This is a genomic window from Ignavibacteria bacterium (assembly GCA_025612375.1).
Taxonomy (GTDB): domain Bacteria; phylum Bacteroidota; class Ignavibacteria; order Ignavibacteriales; family SURF-24; genus JAAXKN01.
Genome location: JAAXKN010000003.1, coordinates 45,194 through 70,138 on the forward strand (window position 1 = coordinate 45,194; position 24,945 = coordinate 70,138).

Annotated in this window: 18 protein-coding genes and 1 other RNA gene; 5 read left to right on the plus strand and 14 right to left on the minus strand. The window is 44.8% G+C overall.

The genetic code is table 11. From position 1 onward, the window contains the following. Positions 1–600: 600 nt before the first annotated feature. The 8 genes from HF312_03380 to lepA all read right to left on the minus strand — a co-directional run bounded on the left by HF312_03380 (position 601) and on the right by lepA (position 9,905). Positions 601–1,464 (minus strand): polysaccharide deacetylase family protein, encoded by an 864-nt coding sequence (locus tag HF312_03380; protein ID MCU7519230.1) that lies wholly within the window; start codon positions 1,462–1,464, stop codon positions 601–603. 90 nt (positions 1,465–1,554) lie between these two features. Then, a complete protein-coding gene (locus HF312_03385; GenBank protein ID MCU7519231.1) occupies positions 1,555–2,784 on the minus strand; it encodes a radical SAM protein in 1,230 nt (409 codons plus the stop codon). Between the two features lie 155 nt (positions 2,785–2,939). Then, entirely contained in the window at positions 2,940–3,368 is a 429-nt protein-coding gene (locus HF312_03390) for a hypothetical protein (protein MCU7519232.1), read from the minus strand. Between the two features lie 8 nt (positions 3,369–3,376). Beyond that, entirely contained in the window at positions 3,377–4,021 is a 645-nt protein-coding gene (locus HF312_03395; protein ID MCU7519233.1) for an O-methyltransferase, read from the minus strand. Positions 4,022–4,099: 78 nt separating this feature from the next. Beyond that, positions 4,100–6,064, minus strand: a complete 1,965-nt coding sequence (locus tag HF312_03400) for a S8 family serine peptidase (GenBank protein ID MCU7519234.1) — start codon at positions 6,062–6,064, stop codon at positions 4,100–4,102. A gap of 113 nt (positions 6,065–6,177) precedes the next feature. After that, positions 6,178–7,104 (minus strand): signal peptidase I, encoded by a 927-nt coding sequence (gene lepB / locus HF312_03405; protein MCU7519235.1) that lies wholly within the window; start codon positions 7,102–7,104, stop codon positions 6,178–6,180. 63 nt (positions 7,105–7,167) lie between these two features. After that, positions 7,168–8,100, minus strand: coding sequence for a signal peptidase I (gene lepB / locus HF312_03410; GenBank protein ID MCU7519236.1), 933 nt, complete (start codon positions 8,098–8,100; stop codon positions 7,168–7,170). An 11-nt stretch (positions 8,101–8,111) separates the two neighbouring features. Then, on the minus strand, positions 8,112–9,905 hold the full coding sequence (gene lepA / locus HF312_03415) for an elongation factor 4 (protein MCU7519237.1): 1,794 nt from the start codon (positions 9,903–9,905) through the stop codon (positions 8,112–8,114). A 334-nt stretch (positions 9,906–10,239) separates the two neighbouring features. On the opposite strand from lepA, the gene HF312_03420 reads away from it, so the two are divergent. Together HF312_03420 and HF312_03425 are read left to right on the plus strand one after the other, a co-directional pair. Then, a complete protein-coding gene (locus HF312_03420) occupies positions 10,240–12,096 on the plus strand; it encodes a PQQ-binding-like beta-propeller repeat protein (GenBank protein ID MCU7519238.1) in 1,857 nt (618 codons plus the stop codon). Further along, positions 12,093–12,743, plus strand: a complete 651-nt coding sequence (locus HF312_03425; protein MCU7519239.1) for an HAD-IA family hydrolase — start codon at positions 12,093–12,095, stop codon at positions 12,741–12,743. Before HF312_03420 ends, HF312_03425 begins: the two co-directional genes overlap by 4 nt. On the opposite strand, the gene HF312_03430 is transcribed toward HF312_03425, so the two are convergent. Continuing rightward, positions 12,737–13,246 (minus strand): endonuclease V, encoded by a 510-nt coding sequence (locus HF312_03430; GenBank protein MCU7519240.1) that lies wholly within the window; start codon positions 13,244–13,246, stop codon positions 12,737–12,739. The two genes, HF312_03425 and HF312_03430, sit on opposite strands and share 7 nt — an antisense overlap. A gap of 262 nt (positions 13,247–13,508) precedes the next feature. Between HF312_03430 and HF312_03435 the strand changes: the two genes are divergently transcribed. Further along, positions 13,509–17,306, plus strand: a complete 3,798-nt coding sequence (locus HF312_03435) for a T9SS type A sorting domain-containing protein (GenBank protein ID MCU7519241.1) — start codon at positions 13,509–13,511, stop codon at positions 17,304–17,306. Between the two features lie 60 nt (positions 17,307–17,366). On the opposite strand, the gene ssrA is transcribed toward HF312_03435, so the two are convergent. From ssrA to HF312_03460, 5 genes are all read right to left on the minus strand, one after another. Next, positions 17,367–17,723: a transfer-messenger RNA gene (ssrA, locus tag HF312_03440) on the minus strand. A 99-nt stretch (positions 17,724–17,822) separates the two neighbouring features. Next, positions 17,823–18,383, minus strand: a complete 561-nt coding sequence (locus HF312_03445) for a cob(I)yrinic acid a,c-diamide adenosyltransferase (protein MCU7519242.1) — start codon at positions 18,381–18,383, stop codon at positions 17,823–17,825. After that, positions 18,380–19,477, minus strand: a complete 1,098-nt coding sequence (locus HF312_03450; protein ID MCU7519243.1) for an aminomethyl transferase family protein — start codon at positions 19,475–19,477, stop codon at positions 18,380–18,382. The genes HF312_03445 and HF312_03450 overlap by 4 nt, the downstream gene beginning before the upstream one ends. 133 nt (positions 19,478–19,610) lie before the next feature. Continuing rightward, positions 19,611–20,456 carry a hypothetical protein gene (locus HF312_03455; protein MCU7519244.1) on the minus strand — a complete coding sequence of 282 codons (846 nt, stop codon included), beginning with the start codon at positions 20,454–20,456 and terminating at the stop codon, positions 19,611–19,613. A 93-nt stretch (positions 20,457–20,549) separates the two neighbouring features. After that, complete coding sequence (locus HF312_03460; protein MCU7519245.1) at positions 20,550–21,920, minus strand: dipeptidase; 1,371 nt, start codon at positions 21,918–21,920, stop codon at positions 20,550–20,552. 274 nt (positions 21,921–22,194) lie between these two features. Between HF312_03460 and HF312_03465 the strand changes: the two genes are divergently transcribed. Continuing rightward, entirely contained in the window at positions 22,195–23,565 is a 1,371-nt protein-coding gene (locus HF312_03465) for a YjgP/YjgQ family permease (GenBank protein MCU7519246.1), read from the plus strand. After that, a complete protein-coding gene (locus tag HF312_03470; protein ID MCU7519247.1) occupies positions 23,552–24,634 on the plus strand; it encodes a YjgP/YjgQ family permease in 1,083 nt (360 codons plus the stop codon). Before HF312_03465 ends, HF312_03470 begins: the two co-directional genes overlap by 14 nt. The last annotated feature ends 311 nt before the right edge of the window (positions 24,635–24,945 follow it).

Consider the following 24,945-nt stretch of genomic DNA (forward strand, 5'->3'; position numbering starts at 1 on the left):
ATGTTAGCGCAGGCTTTCATTAAAGCTTTGCATTTTAATAACCGGTTAAGAGTTTGCATAGTTATAGTAGTGCCTATATGCTGCAGCATTCTATCCGGTAAACTTCATTAAACGATTCATATACATAGTTATTTCCATTCATTCATACTTTGTTGCTGAAGCATTATGCTAACTGCATGCAGCGCAATGTTTAACGGAATATTCATGATTAACTGCATGAGTTCTTCTGCCATATTGATTTATTAATGCGATAAATAAACACGAATAAAAATATTATTTTCAGGCAGCAGGAACGTCTAAAGACGTCTAAAAATATTAATATCACGCTCTCATAATCATCATTTGCTTATACTTATACGCTGCTTACCTGAAGTAGTTTTTACACCATTTGGGCTACTTATTATTTTATATGGAGTTACACAAATCCCCTATTGTATAAGTTTCAATGCAGCTCCGCAACAGTATTTTTCTTTGCATTATATGCGTCTTTTCTTTTCCTGTATGTAAAGACGCGCCATATACATGCATTAAATTAAGCGTTACTACTATACTGTAAATAATATTTTTATAGGCTATAATTTCTTTAGGAAAGCTTTGGATCTACTTATTGAAGTAATTCTTTTGACTCGCTTTTATACTGCTGCTATAAGTGTCTGCCATATTTCTTACATCAAGTTCAGAGGCGGTATAGAAATGAAGGTGAAGCTCTGATGCCCGCTTAAGCACTGCTTCCAGGCGGTCGCGCGATGTGCAGTAGTAAGCGGTATTGTTTGCAGAGTCTGAAATTCTGTGTCCGTAGAAGACTGCTACCTGGCTGCTGTCAGAAGCCTCCTTAAGCATGCTGTATATTGATTCAAGCTGAATGTTATAACTATTGTCTATGCCTGCAGCCTGAAGGATTCTTGTTCTTCCCCATGAATATAACACTCCCCTACTGCCATAGGTTGTACCTCTGATTACTCTGAAATACTTTAAGAGCGCCTCATCTGTTTCGGAATTCCTGGAGCCGTTAGGGTAGGCAAAAGTTTCAGGAGAAAACCCTTTCAGGCGCATAGAATCCAGGGCCGGAAGTATTTCGTTTTTAATGTAGCTTTCAGTCCCGTAATCCATATAATAGAGCACTGCATCTTTATGCATAAGAGAATGGCAGGCTATTTCATGTCCTTCGTCCTTGAGGATCTTAAGCTTTCTTATTTCTTCCTGATTCAGGCTGCAGAAGTTACATACAAAAAAGGTGCACTTTGCGCCATATTTTTTGAACAGCTCCCGTGTACTAAACCATTCGTCAACAGAATTGTCATCCCAGGTAATTGTCACTCCCCCCGTCCCCTGGTAATGGAAGTTATATCCGCTATTATCCTCTATTTCGTTTATCCTGACGTCGCAGCTGCAGACATAAAAGGCAGATGCAAGCATCATGAGGCGGAGGAGCACAACAGGAAGCCATTTTCTATTAGTAATCATTTATACTTCTTTTGAATAATGGAAAGTAAAGAGTAAGAGCCCCGGCTTTTATTTCCGGGGCTTATACTATTTTAGTAATGATTTCTAATATCAGAAAGCCTGGTCTTTTCTAGGGACTGTTCTAACGAAGCAGCCGAACTTTTTGGGTTCTTCCAGGCGGCAGCTCCAGACCAGTTTATCCTCCCACACGGTTATATCGGGGCAGCCGTCGCACATATTCTGTCCCCCGTCTTCCATAAAGTCAACCGGCTGAATCATCATAATGGACTGGAAATGAAGCCCCTTAAAGAGGTTAAGTGGATTAGTGAATACTGCCCTCAGAAACTTTCCGGCAGCTTTTCTTACTCCCTTATCGAAAGGCCAGAGTAAAAGGATGCTTTTACCCATACTTGTAAAGTTAGGAGCGGCATAGGCAAGGTATTTCCCCTGCCAGAAGTGATACTGGGTCTGCATCAGCTCAATGAATTTTGAGCCCATGTAGCCCATTATGGAATTTTTATTTCCTACCCTAATGGACAACAGCCACTTAAATGAATCGGGTTTTTCTGTTCCGTTTAAGTACCCGCAGGGGTTGAATTCGGGGAATTTCTCCCGAACCTTTGCCAGTACGTCTGTGGATAAAATATCCACTCTTCTTTTATCCTGAGTGGAATACCAGAAGTGGTTCATCTCCACCTTTTGGCCTCCAACGTACCAGTCCATGGGCATTTGCGGAACAATCTGCCTGTAGGCAATAAAAACCATTACCTGGACGATATCGATGTGTTTTTGAGCCCATTCGACCATCTCCGGCACATACTGAAGCGTATCCTCGTAAACAGTAGCATTAAATGAGCAGGATATGTTTCCTGCCTCGCGGAGCATTTGTGCATAGTACAGCCTTAGTTCATTTAATTCCAGTTCGTTCTTATTTTTCCATTTGGGACGGTTCTGTTTGCTGTCTATATGGAAAGTAAAGCCGAAGACGCCCGCTTCTTTAAGCTCCAGGAGGAGCTCTTTTGTAAGGGCCAGGCCGTTAGTATTAATAATAGGCTTCATCCTGCGTTTTGCCACTTCGCGCACTATATCAAGGATTTCGGGGTGCAGCAGAGGGTCGCCGCCGGCTATTGAAACGCCGTCGGTAATTCTCAGCTTTCCAAACACATCCAGTTCTTTTTTAATTACATCGAGGGATTTGTGTGAGTTGGCTTCATTTTCGCGGTAGCAGCCGTCGCAGCTCAGGTTGCAGAGCGAAGTCGGTTCCAGCCATGAGATAGCATTGTCCGGCAACGTCCAGGGCAGACGGTAGAGATTTTTCTGATCAAGTACAAGTTCCTGCATAACAGCCTCACAATTTATTCAATAAAAATATAGCCTGCAGCAAAAGAACAGAACAATTCAAATCAAAAAAAGTCCGGGGAAAACCCCATTATATGCTAAGTTTTGTTAAAAATAGTGAATAATGAGAAAAAAAACCAATATTATCTGGATTGTCTTCATTGGCTTCCGGTTTTCCTGTCATTCAGGTACATCTTATACCATCCGAGGTCATAAATCAGTTTATTAAGGTTGGAGATACCCTCCTGCGTCATGGAAAAGTACTTTTCCTCAAAAATATTCTTGAAAAAGCTTCCTGATGCTTCAATTATAAGCGCCAGGTTTTTCTTTACCTCCTGAATGTTTTCCATATATTCAGCCATATAGCGCCTGAATACCTCCTCATCAATTGAGCTTTCGCCGCGCTGTATGATGCCGAAGAGGCCCTGGAGGTACTTTGCCTTAAAGGCAGTTTCATCGAGGAGCGGGACCCTGCCGTTTTTCATGCTGAGATCTATGATCCGCTGCAGGTCATCCTTCATTTTTAATCTGTTTTTTGAAAGGGCTTCCACCTCTTCCAGGATATTCATAGCTGTATTCTGCTGCATATTTTCCTTTATCTTTTCTTTACGCCAAGGCCTATACCATCGCCAATGGGAAGAATGGAGGCATTCAGATCCGGGTGTGATAGAAATTCCTCATTGAACTTCCTGATGTGTCCGGTTGAGGTTTGAAATTTCTTAGGGACCTGTTTAGAGGCGGTATAGCCGTGCCAGAGGAGGTTATCGACAAACATAACGCCTCCTTTTTTCAGGAGCACCATGGACAGGTCGAACAGTGCCTTATAGTCCTCCTTATCGGCATCGAGGAAAATGAAGTCAAACTTTTTCTTCATTTTGGGCATTACGTCCAGTGCATTGCCTTCAACCAGTTTAATCTTGTCTATATAGCCTGATTGTCTGATGTTATCTTCAGCCAGTTTCAGGTTATCGGCGCTATGTTCAATTGTAAAGAGTCTGCCTTTTTTTCTTAGGCACCGTGCTATATGAATTGAGGAATACGCAATAGCCGTTCCTATTTCGAGCACTCTTTTGGGGCGGTAGATAAGTATGAGCTGTTCCAGGAACTCGACGGATTTCCAGTCGAGCACCGGGACCCTGTGTTCTTTTGCGTACTGCTCCATCTCAAGAATGAGGGGGTCCTCTTCCCTTCTAATGGATTCCAGATATGCCTGCTGTTCAGGACAAATAATATTTTCCATTATAATACCCGGTTAAATTCATAATACTTAGAAAAACAAATTTTCCGTTTAATTGCAACTTTTATTTTAATTGCAGATTTATTTCAGGAGGATCATTTTCTTTGTGTAGAGGCTCCCGTTAAGCTTTAAGGAATACAAATATATTCCGCTTGAGCAGTGTGATCCATACTGGTTAATGCCGTTCCATATAACCGAATTCTTCCCGTTTTTTGTTATCAGATCATAAGCCATAACCTGCTGGCCAAGTATGTCATAAATAACCAGTTTAGCGTTCTCGTTTGCATAAGCTGAGAAGTCGATCCTTGTTGAAGTATTAAAAGGGTTCGGATAGTTCTGCGATAGGGCAAATGATTCAGGGACGCCCGCAGGGGTAAAGGAGCTGTCTTCCAGGCTGAAGTTTCCCGTAAGCGGCGAGCGCACAGGATTCCCAAGGCTATTGGTATATGTAAAATAAAAACGGAGGTTTTTTGTGTTATTTGACGGCAGCTTCACGGTATAAAAAGTCTGGTTCAGGTGATTAACCGGAAGAGGCGTGAAATTTGAATCGCCAAAAGAATAAAACATCTCCACGCTTTCAGGCTTTACGCCATCGGAATCGAGGAATGCCTTATGAAGAACGAGTCCCGAGCGCGAGTTCTCGAGGTTCGGGTATTCAATTGCCCGCAAGGCAGAGACCAGTCCGTAGCCTCTTAAGGAATCGGGAGACGAGGCATTGTCGCTTGTGATCTGCAGTATCCTCCTAAGTTCGAAATTTGTAAGGTAAGGATAAGCAGACAGAACCAGAGCCGCGCATCCTGAAGCGATGGGAGTTGCAAAGGAGGTTCCGCTGCCGTAGGAGTAGTAGTTCTGCGTTTGGGATACGGCCTTATAGACGCCTGACCCCTGGGCTACAATGTCCGGTTTTATGCGTCCGTCGGACGTAGGGCCTTTTGAGCTGAAGCCCGCCACAACATTAAACTGTGAGACTGCCCCGACTGCAATAGTATAGAATCCGTCTGCCGGAGCCGTAATAAAGTGCCAGAAAGTGTTCCCCTCGTTACCGGCGGCGGTAACGGTAAGGACACCGCGCTGGAATGCCATTTCGGCCGCCAGAGTTGAAATAGCAGTCTTTCCATTCATGTCGGCATAAGTGTAAGAAGATTCAGGAGAATCAAAGGTATTATAACCCAAAGAGCTGCTCGTAACATCCACGCCCTGGCCTTCCATCCATTCCAGTGCAGCCGCGTAGTTATCCTCCTCAATGTGTGTTTCACTCCTTACGTCCTCTGTTTTAGCAAGTATGAAGCTGGCGCCATATGCCGCACCTATGAGGTGGCCGGGCGCGTAGCCGCCGATGATTGAGAAAACAGCCGTTCCGTGCTCATCCTGATCAGGTGCATCCTGCTCCTGGTTTGCTGTAACATCGTCATTAAAGACAAAGTCGTGTTCGGCAAGGACTGTCCTGTTATACAGTGCCTCGTGGTACTTCCAGTCAAATCCCGAGTCGAGGAGTCCGATTATAATCCCCTGTCCCGTTATACCCTTCTGATGCAGCTGAGGAACGTCGGAGAGGTTCAACTGTCTGAAAGAGTTGCCGTAATCGAGGTCCATAAGGCTGCCGGTTTTCCCAAGCTCCTTCGGGCCCTCCGGTTTCAGATTGCGGTCCGGTCTATAAAGCACTTTAACCTTTTCTAACTTTTCGACGAAGGGGAGGCTTAAAACGCTTTTAAGCTCCTCAGGAGTGAGAAATGCGCTTACGGCATTAAACCACCTTAGGACGTTGTTTATTTTGACCCCAAGGCCCTCTAATGAGCGAATATAGTCATCTTTGACGGGAAGGTCCTCGTAAGTAATGTAGGAACTCTCGCCCATAACCTTTTTGCGTCTTTCGACTGCCCTCGGGCTCAGGAGGTTTTCCGCAGAGTTAAATAACGAAGAAGACTTGGATAAAGACAAAGAAGGTTTTACCCCTTTATCCTTAAAGTATATCAGGTACTTTGTCTGAGCAAAAGACAAACCTGAGAAAAGAAAGAATGCAAAAAGTAAAAGTAATTTCTTCGGCATATTACCTTCGGGTTAAATAAACAAATTTGGCCGGGCAGGCCGGCACTATAGAAGTTAGTCTTTAATGGTTAAAACATCAATTGAAATTAAGAGTCGTAAAATTCCAAAAGCGCCTAACGGATAAGGCGTGCCACGCGGTTCCATTTTACGCTTGCCAGAATGTCCAGAATATTTGTCTTTGCCGGGTCCCATGACCAGTAGACGATAAAAGCCTTGCCGATGATTTTATCTCTCGGCACGAAGCCCCAGAAGCGGCTGTCGGCGCTGTCGTCGCGGTTGTCGCCCATCATAAAGTAATAATTTTTTTGGACCGTATATTTGCTGGCTGGCTTATCGAGAATATAAATATTCCTGCCCTCAACTCTGACTGCTTCCGAATCGAGTTCCCTGTTAATAATAGTGCGCCAGAGCTCAATATTTCTGTAGTTAAGCTCCACAGTCTGCCCTTTTTTCGGAACGACCACGGGCCCGTAATTATCCTCATTCCAGAAAGCGCCCCTGGGGAAAATCCTGTATTCGGCCTCTTCAGCGGGCTTTGTATGCGAACTTACGTACTGGATGCCCGGGGGCCTGAAGAATTCCTTTCCGTTGACGAAAACGACTTTATTCACGATTCTGATTGTATCGCCCGGAACACCTATGAGGCGTTTGATATAGTTAACCCTTTCCTGCGGCCTTACCTGGTCGCGGTCGCCCGGGTATTCAAAGACAACGACGTCCTTTCTTTCAGGATCCTTAAAAGCCGGGAGTGTAACGCGGGGGATTTCCAGTTCTGTAAAGGGAATGCGTCTTGGTGTGGAGGCGCCATAGATAAATTTATTCACAAGGAGAAAGTCACCTACAAGGAGGGTTTTTTCCATTGAGCCTGTAGGTATCCGGAAAGCTTCAACGACAAATGTTTTAAGTACAAAGGCCGCCAGAATGGCATAAAAAAGAGCCTTTGAAAACATTCTGAGTCTTTCAGCAGGAGATTTTTCTTCGATAAAATCCTCTCCGGCTTGAGCTTCCTCATATTTTTCAAGGTCATCGGAAAAGGACAATGTAAAATCTCCTAAAATACACTGGCGGAAAAAGATTTCCGCCATTTAATGAAACAGTAAATTTTAATGAATTATCCTGGCAATGCGGTTAAGCCTGACTGAGCCCAGGAGTTCGAAGAAATCTGAAAAAGGTATAGACGGGTCCCATGACCAGTAGACGATAGCAGCCTCGCCGATAACCCTGTCGCGGGCAACGAAGCCCCAGAAGCGGCTGTCGAGGCTATTGTCCCTGTTATCACCCATCATAAAGTAATAGTCCTTTGTCAGCTTATATGAATCGGCAGGTTTGCCGTCAATAGTAATCTGGTTTCCCGAGAGTTTAACCACGCGGCGTCCGAATTCCCTGTCTATAATTGTCCTCCACTGCTCCAGGTTAGACGGGGAAAGGTGAATCACGTCTCCCTTTTTAGGAACGACTAAAGGTCCGTAGTTATCCTCATTCCAGGGTGCTCCGGGGGGGAAAATCCTGGGGTTTGCGATTCCGGCCGGTATAGTCTGTGGGCTCACGTACTGTATGTGAGGCGGGCGCCAGAATTCCCTGCCGTTAACGAAGACGACTTTGTCGACAATTTTAACCGTATCGCCCGGCATGCCGATGAGTCTTTTAACGTAGCTCATTATTTCGCTCGGCTCCAGGTCGTTTGTGTAACCCGGCCAGTCGAAGACAACCACGTCCTTAGCCTTAGGCTCCCTGATTGAAGGGAAGCTAAAGTGAGGAAGTGAAATATTAGTAAACGGGATATTTCTTGGTGTAGTTGAGCCGTAGATCACCTTGTTTACCAGGACAAAATCCCCCACCAGGATTGTATTTTCCATTGAGCCCGTGGGTATTCTGGATGACTCCAGCAAAAATGTTTTAATAAGCAGCGCACCGATCAGGGCAAAGACAAGGGTCTCAACGAAGTTCCTGAATTTTTCCTGCGGTGTTTTAACCTGATTTAATTCTTCTTCTGTTTTAATGCCCAGGAACCGCCGGGCACCTTCCTTAAAAGTCAATTAGCCTCCTCTTAATCTTCAATTTGTAAAACTGCCAGGAACGCTTCCTGAGGTATTTCAACGTTACCCACCTGCTTCATGCGTTTTTTACCTTCCTTCTGTTTTTCAAGCAGTTTTCTTTTACGAGTAATATCGCCGCCATAGCATTTGGCAAGAACGTTTTTCCTTAAAGCCTTAACCGTGGAGCGTGATATGACCTTGTTACCTATGGCAGACTGGATTGCGATTTCAAACATCTGTCTTGGTATCAGGTCCTTCAGCTTATCGCAGACTTTCCTTCCCCATTCAAAAGAGCGGCTTCTGTGGACGATGATTGACAGGGCATCGACCTGTTCGCCGTTAAGGAGAATATCGAGTTTAACGAGATCACTCTCACGGTATCCTATAAATTCATAATCAAAAGACGCATAGCCGCGCGAAAAAGATTTCAGCTTGTCATAAAAATCAAAAATGATTTCAGACAGAGGGAACTCATACTGAAGATCGGCGCGTGTAGGATCTATGTATGATGTATTCTTATAGACGCCGCGCTTATCCGTAGCAAGCTTCATCAGGTTTCCGACGTACTCGCTGGGGCAAACAATCTGTGCCTTGACGTACGGCTCCTCGATGAGCTCTATGTCCCCCATATCAGGCATATCGGCAGGGTTATCTACTATTATTCTCTCCCCGCTTTTCTTATAGACATAGTACTCAACGTTTGGAAGGGTTGTAATAATGGACTGGTTAAACTCCCTTTCAAGCCTTTCCTGCACGATTTCCATGTGCAGCATGCCCAGAAACCCGCATCTGAAGCCGAAGCCCAGGGCTGCCGAAGTCTCGGGAGTAAAGACGAGCGCCGAATCATTGAGGCGGAATTTTTCCAAAGCATCCCTGAGGTCCTCATACTCTTCAGTATTTGTAGGATAGAGGCCCGAGTAGACCATAGGTTTAACTTCCTTATAGCCCGGCAGCGGGTGCTCAGCGCCGTTTTTAGCAAGAGTAAGTGTATCGCCCACTTTGGTATCGTGCACATCCTTAACGCCCGAGATAAGGTATCCCACATTACCTGCTGTAAGCTCCTTGGTTTTAATCTTGCGGAGCCCCAGGACGCCTATTTCCTCGGCAAGGAAAATCTTATCGTTGGCAAAGAACCTGATCTGGTCTTTTTCGTGGAGCGTGCCGTTAAAAATTCTTACATAAGCGATAGCCCCGCGGTAAGCGTCAAAAACCGAGTCGAAGATGAGTGCCTGAAGCGGGGCCTCAGGGTCACCTTTAGGCGCAGGTACTTTCCTGACTATGTCTTCAAGAATGTCATCGATGCCTGTTCTGGTCTTTGCGCTTGCAAGGAGGATCGAGTTTTCATCGCAGCCTATAAGATCCACTATCTGACCCTTGACAGTGTCCACCATGGCACTGGGAAGGTCAATTTTATTGATTACAGGTATTATCTCCAGTCCGGCCTCAATAGCCAGATAAAGGTTGCTAATGGTCTGTGCCTCAACGCCCTGTGCGGCGTCAACTACAAGGATTGCGCCTTCGCAGGCCGCAAGAGAGCGCGATACCTCATAGGAAAAATCCACGTGTCCCGGAGTATCGATTAAGTTTAAGGTATATTCAATGCCGTCTTTTGCGTGATATTTCATCTGGATTGCGTGGGATTTAATTGTAATTCCCCTTTCCCTTTCCAGGTCCATATCATCCAAGAGCTGTGCTTTAAGCTCGCGTTCGGAAACCGCTCCTGTTCTTTCCAGAAGACAATCAGCTATAGTTGACTTGCCGTGATCAATGTGCGCTATTATACAAAAATTGCGAATTTGTTCCATTTTTACTCAAAATTTTAGAATAGTAATATATCAATACATGGCTGCAAATTCAACGAATAACTTTTGCTCAAAAGTTCACCTGGACGGGCATTTGTCAGCTTAGCTGGTTTTACTCTTTCTTTCCCGTTTATACAACTCCAACTCTGAAAAAGTTCTGAGATAAAAGCGCCTTTTTTGCAGCCATTATTCAGCTTAAGGATAATTAATATTTAATTCAATTTAAGTTTAAAACAAAATATTTAGTAAATTTAGGATATGATTTTATCTGTAAAAAGCATTAAATGCCATCAGAAAAACAGAATAATTTTACAAATGATAAATTCGGAAACAAGAAATGAAAAGATTTAAGCTGACTATACTCTTAACCCTCCTTTTAAGCGTACTTAGCTTTGCGCAGCCGTTCAAGTTCGGCTGGATAACGGACGTTCACATAGGAAGCCCCAAGGCAGAGGAATACTTAAAGCAGGTAGTGGATGATATAAACAAGAGGAGCGACATACAGTTTGTTATAGCCTCGGGTGACATTGCTGAAAAAGGGCAATCGGCCGAACTGGAACAGGCCAAAGGGATACTGGATGGGCTGAAGGTAAAATATTACGTCATACCCGGGAACCACGACACCAAGTGGAGCGACAACGGGCTTACCAAATTTACTGAACTCTGGGGAAGCAGCAGGTTCAGCTTTGACTTTAACGGCATCAGGTTCATAGGCATGAACAGCGGCATTCCATGGCGCGGAGGCGGCGGACATTTTGCAGTTGAAGACCTGAAGTGGCTTGATAGTGAGCTTCAGAAGCTGGATAAGAAGCAGGAAATTATTTTCTGTGCCCATCACCCGTTAAATGAAGAGGTGGACAACTGGTTTGAAGTTACGAACCGCCTGAGGAACTACAACATTAAGCTTGTAATGCTGGGGCACGGCCACGTAAACAAGGTATTTGATTTTAACGGCATACCGGCTGTAATGGGCCGTTCGACGCTTGAGGACAAAAAGAAAACCTGGGGATATACTGAGGTTGAAAACGCCCAGGATTCGCTTTTGTGCTTTGAGATCAACCGCGACTCTGTTCCTCACCTGTGGGCTTCCGTAAGCAAGAAAACGGAGCTTAACGTTCCGCAAGTGGATTCCGCGCAGTTTGTAAATTATAATGCCGAGGTTAAATGGCAGAAGGATCTTAATACTACTATGGTAAGCCCCCTGGTAGCCTGGAAAAACAAAATATACGCTGCCGCAACCAACGGCGTGGTATCATGTTTTTCTGCAAACGGGGATTTATTATGGGAGATAAAGACCGGGGGAACAATTTACAGCCGTCCTGCTGTTGCAGATAATGTGCTTGCAGTAGGAACAATGCAGGGTGACCTGATTACAATTGATGCGGAAAAAGGGACGGTGCTGCAGACTATAGGGATTGGGGAGCCGGTAACGAGCCAGATAATTGCAATAGGCTATAATGGCGACAAGCGCCTGATGAGCGGTGCAAAACCGGATACTGTTTTTATTGTAGGAACAAGCAAAGGGAGGCTTTTAAGCTACGAGGTAAATACACTCGATCAGATCTGGGAGAACACGAGTGCGCAGGGAATGGTTGAAACCCGGCCGATGTATTATGAAAACAGGCTTGTCTACGGTAGCTGGGACAGTTACCTCTACTGCATTGATGCCCGCTCGGGTGTATTGCTGTGGAAGTGGACGGGAAATAAGAATTTTTACTACTCCCCTGCCGCGTGCGCACCCGTTACAGACGGGAAGAATGTCTATACGGCAACTCCCGATAAATTTGTCTCGGCCGTGGACCTGCTCCTTGGGAAAAAAGTCTGGAGGAGCGATGCTTTTCCGGCCTGGGAATCGATTGGAATAAGCGCAAACAAGCAGACGCTTTTTATAAAGGGGATGACAGACAAGTTTTACTTTGTAGGCGCAGCCAAAGGTAAGCTTCAGAAAGAAGTTGATTTGAAGTTCGGTCTGGACACAACTCCCATTACCCCGATTGAAAGTGAGGGCAGTGTAATTTTCGGCTGCAAGAACGGTATTATTTACCAGATAGATAAAAGTTTTAATTACAAGCCGCTCATATTTACAGGGACCTCCAGGACGCATACGGTAATGCCGCTTGGCCAGGGCATGTTTGCGGCGTCAAATATGGACGGAAAGATTTTTGTTTTCAGCATTAAAGAAGGACAGCAGTGAAGAATTTTGATGGAATTTTGTTCGATATAGACGGTACACTTACTTCAACAAACGAGTTAATATTTGCTTCATTTAATCACGTTGCAAAAAAGTATTTAAATAAGACATACACGCCGGAGGAGCTGATTGCACTTTTCGGCCCCCCGGAAGATGAGATCTTAAAGGATCTCACGGGTGAAAAGTACAACGAAGCTCATTATGATTATTTTGATTTTTACGATAAGAAGCACGCTGAGCTGGCGGATACATATCCGGGCATAAAAGATATTCTTGAAGATATAAAAAAGACAAAAATGCCTCTCGGGATCTTTACAGGCAAAGGGAGAAAAGCTTCAACAATAACGCTTAAGGCACTTGAGTTATACGACTATTTTGACATGATAGTTACAGGCGACGACGTGAAGAAGCACAAGCCTAATCCCGAGGGCGTACTGAATTTTGTGGAAAAGTACAAGCTGGATAAGTCGAGGGTGCTTCTTATAGGCGACGCCCCGGCAGACATCAAAGCCGCGCGCGGAGCCGGAGTAAAGATTGCCTCAGTGGTCTGGGACAGCTATGCAAAGGCCATAGTAATGGAATCAAAAAGCGACTATGTATTCCACACGGTTGAGGAGCTGCATAAGTTTATAAGGAAGAATATTCAGTAGGCTATGCCTTCACGGCTGAGCTGGTCCGCTCTTTTAAGCAGTGCTGGGATGCGGTTTCTTCCGTGCATGTGTGATATGTAAGTCTTGGCTTCCTGGAGGCTAATTCCGGCAGAGGTAACATAAAGCGGGCGGAGGCTTTTGCCGCGCAAGAGTTTAATGGTCTCAGGCGTATCCTTAAAGGGCGACTTTGCAACGCCGATTACCGGTATCTTTTTATTCAGAGCTATATAGAGGCGGCCTCCAAGGCCGTCTTTTTTTTCACTTCCAAGCCAGACGTAGCCGTCGATAACAATAGCCTCGGGCATTTCATTTAACTTTTTCAGGAGCTCCAAAATTACTGGAAGCTCCCTTAAGTAGAAGCTGCCGGGGATGTAGCTATTGATCCCCTTCAGGCTCGTTGTAACTTCATAAGAGGGCTTTTCGTCCGTCCAGTTATGGGAGGAGGCAACGCCTGCAGCAAAGGCCTCGTCCTGATTATAGCTGACGTCCACTGCCAGTATCATTTCTCACCTGATGATTTTAAGAGTAAACACTTCAGAACATTTTAAGGAAAAACTTCAAGAAAAAACAGACATCAGGTGCAATAATCCCCTTTTTCATGAACTTGTTTTTTTTGTCTGATTTTTTACATTTAGAGCAATCACATTCCAGCACAGATACAATGTTTTTATTTATAATAAAAGCTGTTCTTTAACGGCACAAGGCAGCCGGCCAGTCTTATTACATATCGGGCTTTTTTAACTCTCAAAACAAAGGGGGTAATATATGAAGCTATCAGGTATGTCAAATCAGCATTTACTTTTCAGCGCAGTCAAACCTTTACTTCTCACAATTAGGAAGTCAGCATTTACAATACTGCTGCTGTTTCTGATTGCCGGAGAGATTCTGCCGCAGAGAAGAATGGAGGATAAAAAGGCATTGCTCAAAAGAGCGGCAATGAACCTGCCTGAAGTAAAATCCTCCCCGCAGGACGGCGCTCCGGGGTACTGTGCACCGGGAAGCCACAGCACTACTTATGAGTCCATTAACAGCGTAAAAGTAAAAGAAACATTCACCGGTATTGAAATCACCGTTGTAGTGAACATAACAAACCCTTACGGATGTGTAGCCAATAACCCCTGCCAGAGTTACGATGCGAGTCCTGAGAATATTAACGTATGGATCGACTGGGACGGAGACAAGACATGGGGCAACAGACCGGACGAATACGTAATACATGAAGGAATGAAGGGCTATGCCATCGGCTTTGACAGCCACTTAATGACGTTAATAAAGGATGTAAAAGTACCGGCTGACGCCAAAAGACCAGCCTGGATGAGAGTAAACCTCGGCTGGGGCTACGATCCTACGGACCCATGCCAGGCAGACTGGACGTATGGAGACGTTAAAGACTACCCCATACTCTGTGGCTTAAATATCACAGAAATCAGTGCCATAGGAAACATTGAGTTAAAGGATGTTCCCAAGCCCCTGCTCAGCCAAAAATTCGATAAAGACGGGAAATTGACAGATCCACCCGTTGTCAATAAACCGCTTGCAGCCGCGGCCAGAAAGAGTGAAATCAAGTTAAACGTAAAACTCCAGTCGTTTCCCGATGATAAACTTGGTGCGAATTCCAGAACAGTGTGCAATTATAAGATAACCTCCCAATGGAAAACTTACGTTGAGGATGTATCTGAGTTTAAGGGAAAGGAAGGAAAGCTGGCCATAAAGCTGCCGGGCAGAATTGGTAAGTACAACCTGGAACTTAATTTTAAGTTCTATGGAGACAACCAAAACCAGGTTGGCAGTGACATTTATATACTGGACCTATGGGTAAGCTACGATGACCCAAAGCTTAGCGGAATAAAAAAGGTGTGGATGGATAAAGCAATAGAATTTACTGAAGGTACTATGCTGAGTCCGGACGCCGAAGAAAAGCTTGCTCAGGAGATGATGCATGGCATTTATAACAAAGGAGGAATGAGGTGGTCATATGGCAATGCTCCCATTCCATGGTTCAGGTGGTATGAAATAGTAGAAGGCAAGACAGAGGAAGCAGACTGCAAGGCAACTTCTAATGTATGGATGAACCTGTTAAAAACTCTTGGGGTAGGCGGTACTTCCACAGTGCATCATCAGGGAAAAATTTATGGCAAAGGCTTTTTATCCAAAACAAATCTGGTAGCATACGGAGGGACAAAAAGCGCACGAGGTAACGCTTTCCGGAGTGCTGAAATAAATTCTGAAAGGTGGCTCTTCGATTCACATACTTTCGGGCAGAAAGGAACAGTGTATTATGATCCGGTCTTTGATAAGTCTTTCAAAGACTTTTACTTCCATGTGGCCTGGGATATCAGGACAGAGTTTCCAGGGGGTTATGAGACAGGCGATCCTCCTCCCGATCAGGGGCCCCGCGTTCTGGCTACAGGAGAGTCGTTTGAGCTAGAGGACGGGCGTTGGAAAAAATATACATATGAATTTATTTTCACTCCCAAAATTCACCCTCTGATTCAGTCCCCCTTAACCGACGGCGCCAGATTTACAGGTGTATTTTCAGAAAAAGCCGTCAATACTGACGGAGATGCATATACTGATCAGCTCGGTGCCGAGGTTGAAATTGAGATTACAAAATCAGGGAAATATATGGTTTCGGGGCTTCTCAGGCAGAACGATATTGTTTTAGCTACACAACCCTATACCGAGGCTCCGGGGAGCTGGTATGAAGTTATCGGACCCGCACCGGGCAAACTGACCGTTCATCCAACTTTCAGCGGTGAAAGCATATTCCAGAAGAAATTAAACGGGACATATACTTTCGACCTTTATATACTGGACACGACCGGGACAATTGTTGATTCAGCGGAGTTCAAAACCGGGCAGCACCAGTATACTGAATTCGGTGAGATCCCCCTGCGCGTCAGTCAGATATCAGAATCCCCCGAAGATACCACCGGGGACGGATTATATGATGTTATATCCGTAAAGTTGGATATTCAGTCGAGCCTTGCAGGCAGCTATTTGATACAAAGCACGCTGCTGAAAGACAGCATAAGTATAACTTCGGCTTCAATGCCTTTTCAGCTTATAGCCGGAGACAACCAGATAATCCATAAAGCAGGAGCAAGAGCTCTCTCAGCAGCAGGCCAAGACGGGCCATACACAATTTCCGTCCAGTTATGCAGCGCAGATGGGGCACAGCTTACAGCAGATCAGATACAGACTGCCGCATACAAGGCTTCTCAGTTTGCGCCTCCTGAAGCCGTGATTATTACGGGAACAAATGAATATACGAAGGACGACGACAATGACGGCCTCATAGATACTCTACAGGCCGAACTGCAGCTGACATCCCTTAAGGACAGCAGATATATTATTACGGCTTACCTCACGAGTCAGAAAGATTCCTTAATTACCGTTTCTTCTTCCGAGGTCTCTGCCATTAAAGGATATAGCCTGGTGAGGCTAAACTTTGCCGGCACAGCTATAGCAAAGAGCAAAACAGACGGGCCGTACAAAATAGGCTACGCGGTAATTCTGGACACAGTACTGAACCTTGTTTCATCAGGATTTAATCTCTACAATACCCAGGCTTACACCATAAATCAGTTTGAGCAGCCAAGGGGTAAGATCATTCAGTCCACCGGCAGCTATACCGAAAAGCTTATTGATACGGATAATAACGGGCTTACTGATTCACTTGAAATAGATGTCGAAGTAATTCCGCTTGATTCGGGCTATGTTGTTGCAATGGGTCAGCTAATGAACTCCGAGGGAGAAAGTGTCTGCCGGGCCTCAGGAAGAGATTTTCTTCCGGCAAACGAGAAAGGAAATGTCAGACTTAAATTCAGCGGGCGCATGTTATACGGTAACCTCTCCGACGGTCCTTATGACCTGAAGAACCTTCTGATTTACCATCTCGGCATACCTGAAGAATCAATAAGCATCGAGAATGCTTTTAAGACGTCGGATTATAAATATCTGAGCTTTGAAAAAGCCTCTGTAGTAACTGGGCATATAACAGATGTTAATAATAAACCTGTCAAGGGCGTCCTGCTTTCACTGGGCGACAGCACATATGACTATTCAGAACCGACCGGGAAATATCACCTCGTATCTATGCAGGAAGGTCAATTCCTCCTGAAGATCTATGGTCCCGATACCACAGGCCTCATCTGGAACATATATCTGGGAGACAAGCTTTTTACGGGAGACTCCTTAATTGTAAATGTGTCAGCAGATACAGTACTCAATGTTAATTTTAAGGCTCCCGTTGTACTCTCAGACGCTAAGAGCAGCATACGGGGTTTAACTGCGCTTCCCTATTATGAGCTCATGCAGAACTATCCGAACCCCTTTAACCCGTCGACAACAATAAGGTACAATATACCGAAGGCCGGAGTGGTAAGGCTGGAAATCTTTGATATGCTCGGGAAGAAAATTGCAACGCTTGTTGATGAATACCAGGCAGCCGGCATGCATGAAAGGATGCTTCAGGCAGACAAGCTTGCAAGCGGGATTTACTATTATCAGATCCGTTCGGGGAGCTATATGGCAGCAAAAAAAATGATCCTGGTTAAGTAGCTTAAGTGAAGTATAAAAAGCAAAAAGGCGCCTTTCAGGGGCGCCTTTTTTAATCAGCATTAGTGGAGGTGGCGGGAGTCGAACCCGCGTCCGAAGTTGAAATACTAAGAACGTCTACACACATAGCCTGTCGATTTTTTAGGCTTAAAGCATCCCGGCAGGCAGGGTTGACTTTAAGCTTGCCCGGTTAAGATTTGCAGGATTTACCCGGACGCTCATCCCGCTATCACACCTGATCGGCGTTCATCTCAGACCCGGTGCGCGAAGTCAGAGCGAACGGCTACTTTTATAATTAAGCAGCTAAGGCGTAGTTATTTTCGCCAGTTATTGTTTTATTACCGCCGTTTTACGTGTCTACGGTGAACACGATGTGCAGTTCAAAGCCTAACTAACCCCGTCGAAGCCAATTTCACCCCCTTGAAAATGTTTCAAAGGACTTAAGGCTTGTTTTTAAGCAGTTAAAGCTTATCAACATAAATCCAAACAACGTGATGGGGAAAAAAGTTCAGGCTGCCTTTACTTTTCTTCCATGCCTTTCCAGACTACGTCAGGAGTCCCGGAGACCTTATTTTCATACCTTGCAAGGACGAAAAAAAGATCGGAAAGACGGTTTAAATATACGATTATTTCCTCCCCTGTTTCAACACTTTTATTTAAGGCTACCACCAGTCTTTCGGCCCTGCGGCAGACCGTGCGCGCCAGGTGAAGGTAAGAAGCTCCGGGTGAGCCTCCGGGGAGAATAAAATGCCTTAGTTCATCCAGCTTCCCGTTATAAAGGTCTATCTGGCGCTCAATTTCCACGCTGAAACTCTTTTCTACCCTTGGGATCTTAAACTTTGCGTTTTCCTTATCGCGGGGTGCGGCCAGGTCACTTCCGGCAACAAAAAGCTGTCTTTGGATCATTCCGAGGAGTGTAATAACGCCTTCGTCCCGGAGGCTGTTTAAGGCGACGCCAAGGACTGAATTTAATTCATCGATAGTACCATAGGCTTCAATTCTGAGGTCATCCTTCCGGACGCGTCCCCCGCCGAAGAGTCCCGTTTCCCCCTTATCGCCTGTTTTTGTGTATATTTTCATTTTCTTAAAGGCAGACTGCATACTGTTACAGAATATTCCTTTCCGCTTTCATCCATGGCTGTAAGTTTTATCCCCGGGGCAGAAAAGTTTTTACTAATGATGCTGAGGGCAATTTCCTTTTCAAGATGAAACGAGCGCGCCATAGTAGTAACTTTTCCTACCTCATTGCCAGCATTAAAAAGCCTGAAGCCGTCTTTGACTTCCGCCTTTTCATCAAAGATAAGTCCCGCAATGCTTTTCTGGACTTTATCGTATGTATCCAGGCGGGCAATTACTTCCTGGCCGATATAGCACCCTTTCTTAAAGCTTACGTCTTCAAGCAGGTTTGTTTCATGAGGGTTGTACATATCGTTTATTTCATTTGGGGCGGCGGGAATTCCCTTTACCACGCGGAAAACTTTATAAGCCTCTTCACCCGCCATTCTGAAATCAAATACACTGTCCTGGGTATTAATATGCTTAAGGAGGTTAATTCCCTCTTCAACACTGCCCCACAAAATAAATTTCTTCTGGTTAAATTCAATGACTTTAAGGATGTTAATTTTAATACCTTCGGCTTCAATCCTCTTTACGCTGTTAAACTCAAGGTTGTCGGCCAGGCTTCCGAAAATCAAGGTCAGAAACGATTCAGCCTGCGGGCCCAGGAGTTCAAAGGCAGAATAGCCCCCAAAGGCATTTTTTACCTTAATATCCTCCATTATGATATATCTGTTGATCCAGCTCTGAAGCTTGCCTGCATAGGCAGGGCTGCCGATTAAGAGCAGGTATTCACCCAGGTTGACTATCCTTACCCTGTCAATTATGCGCCCTTTCTCGTTAGTAAATACTGATGCCTGAGAGCCTGAGGCCGGAAGATCTATTAAAGAATTTGTACTGATCCTGTGAAGGTATTCAAGGCTTTCACGCCCGTAGAGCTCCAGGAGTCCGGAATCTGATATGTCGCGAAGGGCAACCCCGCCCGTCAGGGCCTCGTACTCCTCTTTGGCACCGGTAAAGCTACTGACTTTGCTGCCTGGCTCATCCAATACAATATTTTGATATACTGACTTAAAGAAATCCATCATTGGAGAAATTCTTAAAACAGTATCTGGCATTTACACTCCTTTCTTCTATAGCAGGAAAATAGCAAGAATAACGGGAAATTGCTAAGAAATAATTCTAAAAAGTTACTTCTTAAAGCAGTTACGGGCAAGGATATTTCACTTCCCAGGCATAATAATGCTAAAGCTAATAAGGCCTGGTCTGCCTGGGATTTCTGGAATTAACATAGAGATCCCTTTTCTTATCCCAGTAAAAGGCAACCGAATCGACCGGATATATCCTGTTACTCAGAGAGTAGAAGGTATATTCATAGTAGTCGGGATAATTGTCCTTATTTACGTCTGCAATAGTCCTTTTGCGGGAGATGCCCTCATAGGTTTCCAGCAGGTGCGGCATTTGTCTGATGCCGTTATTCATGAAGATGTTATAATTCCTGTGGCCCACGATAATTCCGTCTTCAAAATTAACTTCAACGTAGAGTATCCTCTGCGGCCCCCAGGTCTTAAGTATCATGCGGTTAAAGCCGCCGTGCATGGGAATTTCCTTTTCCCAGACCTGCTGGAATCCTCCCTCGTCGTAGCTGAAGAGTGTGAGGAAGAAGAAAGCGGTTCCAAGTTTTGTGCTGTCGAGGTTAATGAAGCTCGATTCGTAGCCCGTAATGTTTTTGGTTTCAATGAGCCTTTCGCCTGGCTTTGACTTGGCAACTATGGCAAAGACGTATGCCTGATCGGCCTTATAGTAAATTACAGCCGGGCGCGGCACGCTGAAGGTATTTGAACGGTCAAAATAAACAAGGTATGATCCGGCCGGATAATTATGGAGAATATGTTCCTTAAGTGCAAGTGTATCGTTAGCAGACCTCTGAGAGGCCTGATCCTTCTGCACATCGAGGTTATATTCCTGAATGCGTCTATCCCTGACGTCTGAAAATGCAGCATCATAGCCCTGGCTCTCTTCCTCTTTTTTGCCGCAAGAGGCCAGTAGGAGCGAAAGTAAAATTATAACCAGTGAACCAAGCGATAACTTTTTCATTTTTGTTGGCCCCCCTCTTAATTGCAGCACAGCCTTAAAAAGGCTGTGCCTCAAAAAATAGCTCCGGTTTACATTGAGAAATGCAGAGTATTATCAGCTCTTTTGTGACAGTTCCTCTAAAAAGTAAGATGAGCTTAAAATACCTAACCTGAAGTGATTCAGGTCAAAATGTTCATTTGGCGAATGCAGATTTTCGCTGTCCAGGCCGAATCCCATAAGTACGGCCGGAGCCTTAAGGTTTTTAACAAAATCCACGACAATAGGAATAGACCCGCCTTCGCGCATAAAGACAGTCTTTTTGCCGAAAGCCTTTTCCATGGCCTGGGAAGCGGCAACAATCACCTTGTGTTCCAAAGGTACGACAACGGGGTAGCCCCCGTGAAGGGCCTTCACGTTTACTTTAACGCTCTTTGGCGCCAGCTGTTTGAAATAGGTGGTAAAGAGTTTGGCAATTTTTTTAGGGTCCTGGTTCGGGACGAGCCTCATGCTGATCTTGGCGCCGGCTTTGGATGGGATTACGGTTTTTGCTCCTGCGGCCTGGAAGCCACCCCAGATTCCGTTGCAGTCGAGTGTAGGGCGTGCCCAGAGTCTTTCCAGAGTAGTATAGCCTTCTTCCCCTTTAAGTTCGGCTACTTTCAGGTCCTTTGCATATGCCTTTTCGGAGAATTTCAGGTTCTTAAAGCTTTCCTTTTCCTTTTTTGTAAGTGTCTGCACGTCGTCGTAGAAGCCCGGAATTTTAATTTTTCCTTTTTTATCCTGCAGCTGTGCAATCATGGAGGCAAGAATATTTATCGGGTTTGCCACGGCTCCGCCAAAGCTGCCGGAGTGGAGGTCGCGGTCGGGACCGGTGACTTCAACTTCCATATAGCACAGGCCTCTGAGACCGTATGTAAGTGAAGGGACTCCGGGGGCATAAAGCGACGTGTCTGAAATGAGGACCGCATCGCACTTAAGCATATCCTTATTCTGCTTTAAGAAAGCCGAGAGGCTTTCACTTCCAATTTCCTCTTCACCCTCAATAAGGAATTTGACATTCAAAGGGAGGCTGCCGTTACTCTTAAAGAAAGCCTCAACGCTTTTAACGTGAATAAAAAGCTGTCCTTTGTCGTCTGTAGCGCCGCGGGCCCAGATCTTGCCATCTTTTACAACGGGTTCAAAAGGAGGGTTATTCCATAATTCAACCGGGTCGACCGGCTGGACATCGTAGTGCCCGTAGACAAGAACCGTCGGTTTGCCCGGAGCTCCGAGCCATTCGCCATAGACAATCGGGTGGCCTTCGGTCTGAAAGATTTCCACCCTGCTTAAACCTGCCGCAGTCAGCTTATCGGCTACGAAGGAAGCACACTGCTGAATATCCTTCTTATTCTCAGTGCCCGCACTTATGCTCGGTATTCTCAGGAAGTCTTTTAATTCTTCGATGTACCGGTCCTGATTTTCCAAAATATAATTTTTTACTTTTTCCACGTTTACCCCACAAGGTTAAAATTACTGAAACAGGCTTTAATTTATTTCTTTTCTATCGCATTCCGGGCGGATAACCACAGTAACTGCATAGGCAGATTCAAATAATCAGACTGCAACTTAATAAAAGATCAAAATGTATAATTATAAATTTAATAATAAGTATTAACAATTTAAAACAGCAGATCAAATATAATATATTTCCCGGCTTAATGTTGTTAAACTTTTATGCCTTTGCTATATTTATGTATTATAAACGAAGACTTATTCTCAGATAATGATTTTATTCAGATATATATTAAGAAACCACGCAGGACCCTTTATATTCTCGCTTCTCACGCTGATATTCATTTTCCTGTTTAATTTCCTGACGAAGTTTGCCGACCGGCTGGTTGGCAAGGGGCTGGGTTTCTGGATCATCACAAAGCTGATAGCTTACAACCTTGCATGGATGGTTGTGCTTGTAGTTCCGATGTCCATACTGGTAGCAACTCTGATGGCCTACGGCAACATGTCTCACAACAATGAGATTGCAATTATGAAGGCCAGCGGCGTCAGTGTTTACAAGATGATCATGCCTCCATTTATTTTAAGCATAGTAATAGGATTTCTGCTCGTTGAGTTCAATAACAAGATCTATCCCGATGCCAACCACGCAGCACGCATACTGATACAGGATATTTCGAACAAGAAGCCGACCTTATCGCTCATACCGGGGTTGTTTTCGCAGGAGGTGGCAAATTACTCCATACTGGTCAGGAATATTGATGAAAAGACAAATACGCTCGAAGGGGTAACAATTTACGATTACTCGGATCCCATGCACCTGAATGTTGTGACAGCAAAAAAGGGGAAGATATATTTTTCAGGCGATCAGAAGAAGCTGATAATGGATCTTTCAAGCGGAGAAATTCACGAGACGAGCCCCGGAAGCAGCACACTTTACAGGAAGCTCCTCTTTACGAACCACAGGATAGCCATGGATGCCGAACAGTTCAGCTTTCAGCAGTCGACGCCGGGCGGACAGAGGGGCGACAGGGAGCTTAGCGCGCAGGATATGATGGTTATTGTGGACAGCCTTAAGAATATTCAGAACCGCTTTCAGGCAAGCATGAACAGAGACATCAGGGACTATTTTCTTAAAGACAGCACTTACATGTACAGGACGCCGTATTCACAGTCCTCAGGCGAGCTGCTATTATACAGGGTACAGGACAGGGTTAATGCGGCAAAGAACATACTATCTTCCGACATGGAGAATGTTGACAGCTACAGGAAGAGAATTGACAGCTACATGGTTGAGGTTCACAAGAAATACTCAATTCCGTTTGCATGCATTATCTTTGTTCTTATCGGGGCGCCGCTTGGCATTATGACGCGCAGGGGCGGCATGGGAGTGGCTGCCGGGATCAGTGTTATTTTCTTTTTAATCTATTGGGCATTTTTAATAGGCGGCGAAAAGTTTGCTGACCGGGGATTGCTTTCACCGTTCTGGGGGATGTGGAGCGCCAACTTTGTTCTTGGAATACTTGGAATACTGCTTACCATAAAATCGGCGCGTGAGACTGTCAACATTAATTTATCGTTCCTTTCAAAACTCATTCCCCGCCAGTTAAGGGCACCTCAGGAAGAAAATGAAAATAATTGACCGTTATTTTGTAAAACAGTTTCTGCAGACGCTGCTTTTTGCCCTCGTGGCCTTTACGCTGATATTTGTCATTATTGACATGATGGAAAACCTGGACGATTTTATTGACCAGAATGTCTCCTACCCGATCATATTTGAGTATTACATCTATTTTGCGCCCGAAATAATAAGGCTTATGATTCCTGTAGCCTCACTGCTGGCGTGTTTGTTTACTGTTGGAAGGATGGCTAACCAGAATGAGCTTACAGCCGTAAAGTCTAGCGGTGTAAGCCTCTACAGGATCATGGCGCCATTTATTGTTACATCGCTTTTCATCAGCATCTTCTCAATTTATTTCGGGGGCTACGTGGTTCCGCTGGCCAACAAGGGGAAGGTGAAAATTGAGCAGGTCTATATGAAAAAAGATCTTGCCGCTGCCGGGACAAATATATTCTTTCAGGATACGAGAAACAGGATAGTTAACATTTACTTTTTCGACACGCAGCATTCAAGGGCAAGCCAGGTAAGCATACAGGAGTTTGACCCAAAGGACCTGACGCACATGACTTCAAGGCTGGATGCAGTACAGATGCAGTACGACAGCACAAAAAAAGTATGGCATGCTTTCAACGGCACAAAAAGAATGTTTTTGCCGGCAGGAGAAAGTGTGGAGAAGTTTAGCGAAAAACAGCTGCCAGAGCTGCATTTTCTGCCCAGGGATGTGGTAACCAAGCAGCAGAAGCCCGAGGAGATGACGCTTTCGGAACTCAGGGATTTTTACCGCAACCAGGCCCGTACGGGCAACGACCCTACAAGAACGCTGATAGAATACCATTCAAGGTATTCATTTGCCTTTGCGAGCCTTATAGTAATATTTTTAGGGCTCCCTCTTTCAGCCAATAAGAAGAGGGGCGGACTGGCATTGCAGTTCGGCCTCAGCCTTTTATTCACATTTATTTATCTGGGCTTCATGAAGATCAGCGAAGCTTTCGGAAAAAACGGTGTGCTGGACCCTCTGATAACCGCCTGGCTGGCCAACATACTTTTTCTTTCCGCAGCACTCATAAATCTTTTCAGGACACAAAAGTAATTTTCAAGGGCTGCCCTGTTAAGTCAATATGGCAGCCTTCACTTCAGGAAAAAGAATTCAAGAAAGAGAATTGCAAGATAGGCTTCCCAAACGGCAGCACAATCCTTCTCAGCAAAGATTTATCTTCAGGCATTATGACTTAAGTAAGTCTATGTTAAACAATTAGCTAAACTTTGAATTTGCAAAACCGATAATTCAGTATTGAAAAACTTCTTGTCTTTGTAGAACAAACTTTATAAATTCTGAAGCTCTTTATAACCTTTTTGTAATTCACAGCTATACTATCCCAAACTTTTAATGAATGATCGGAG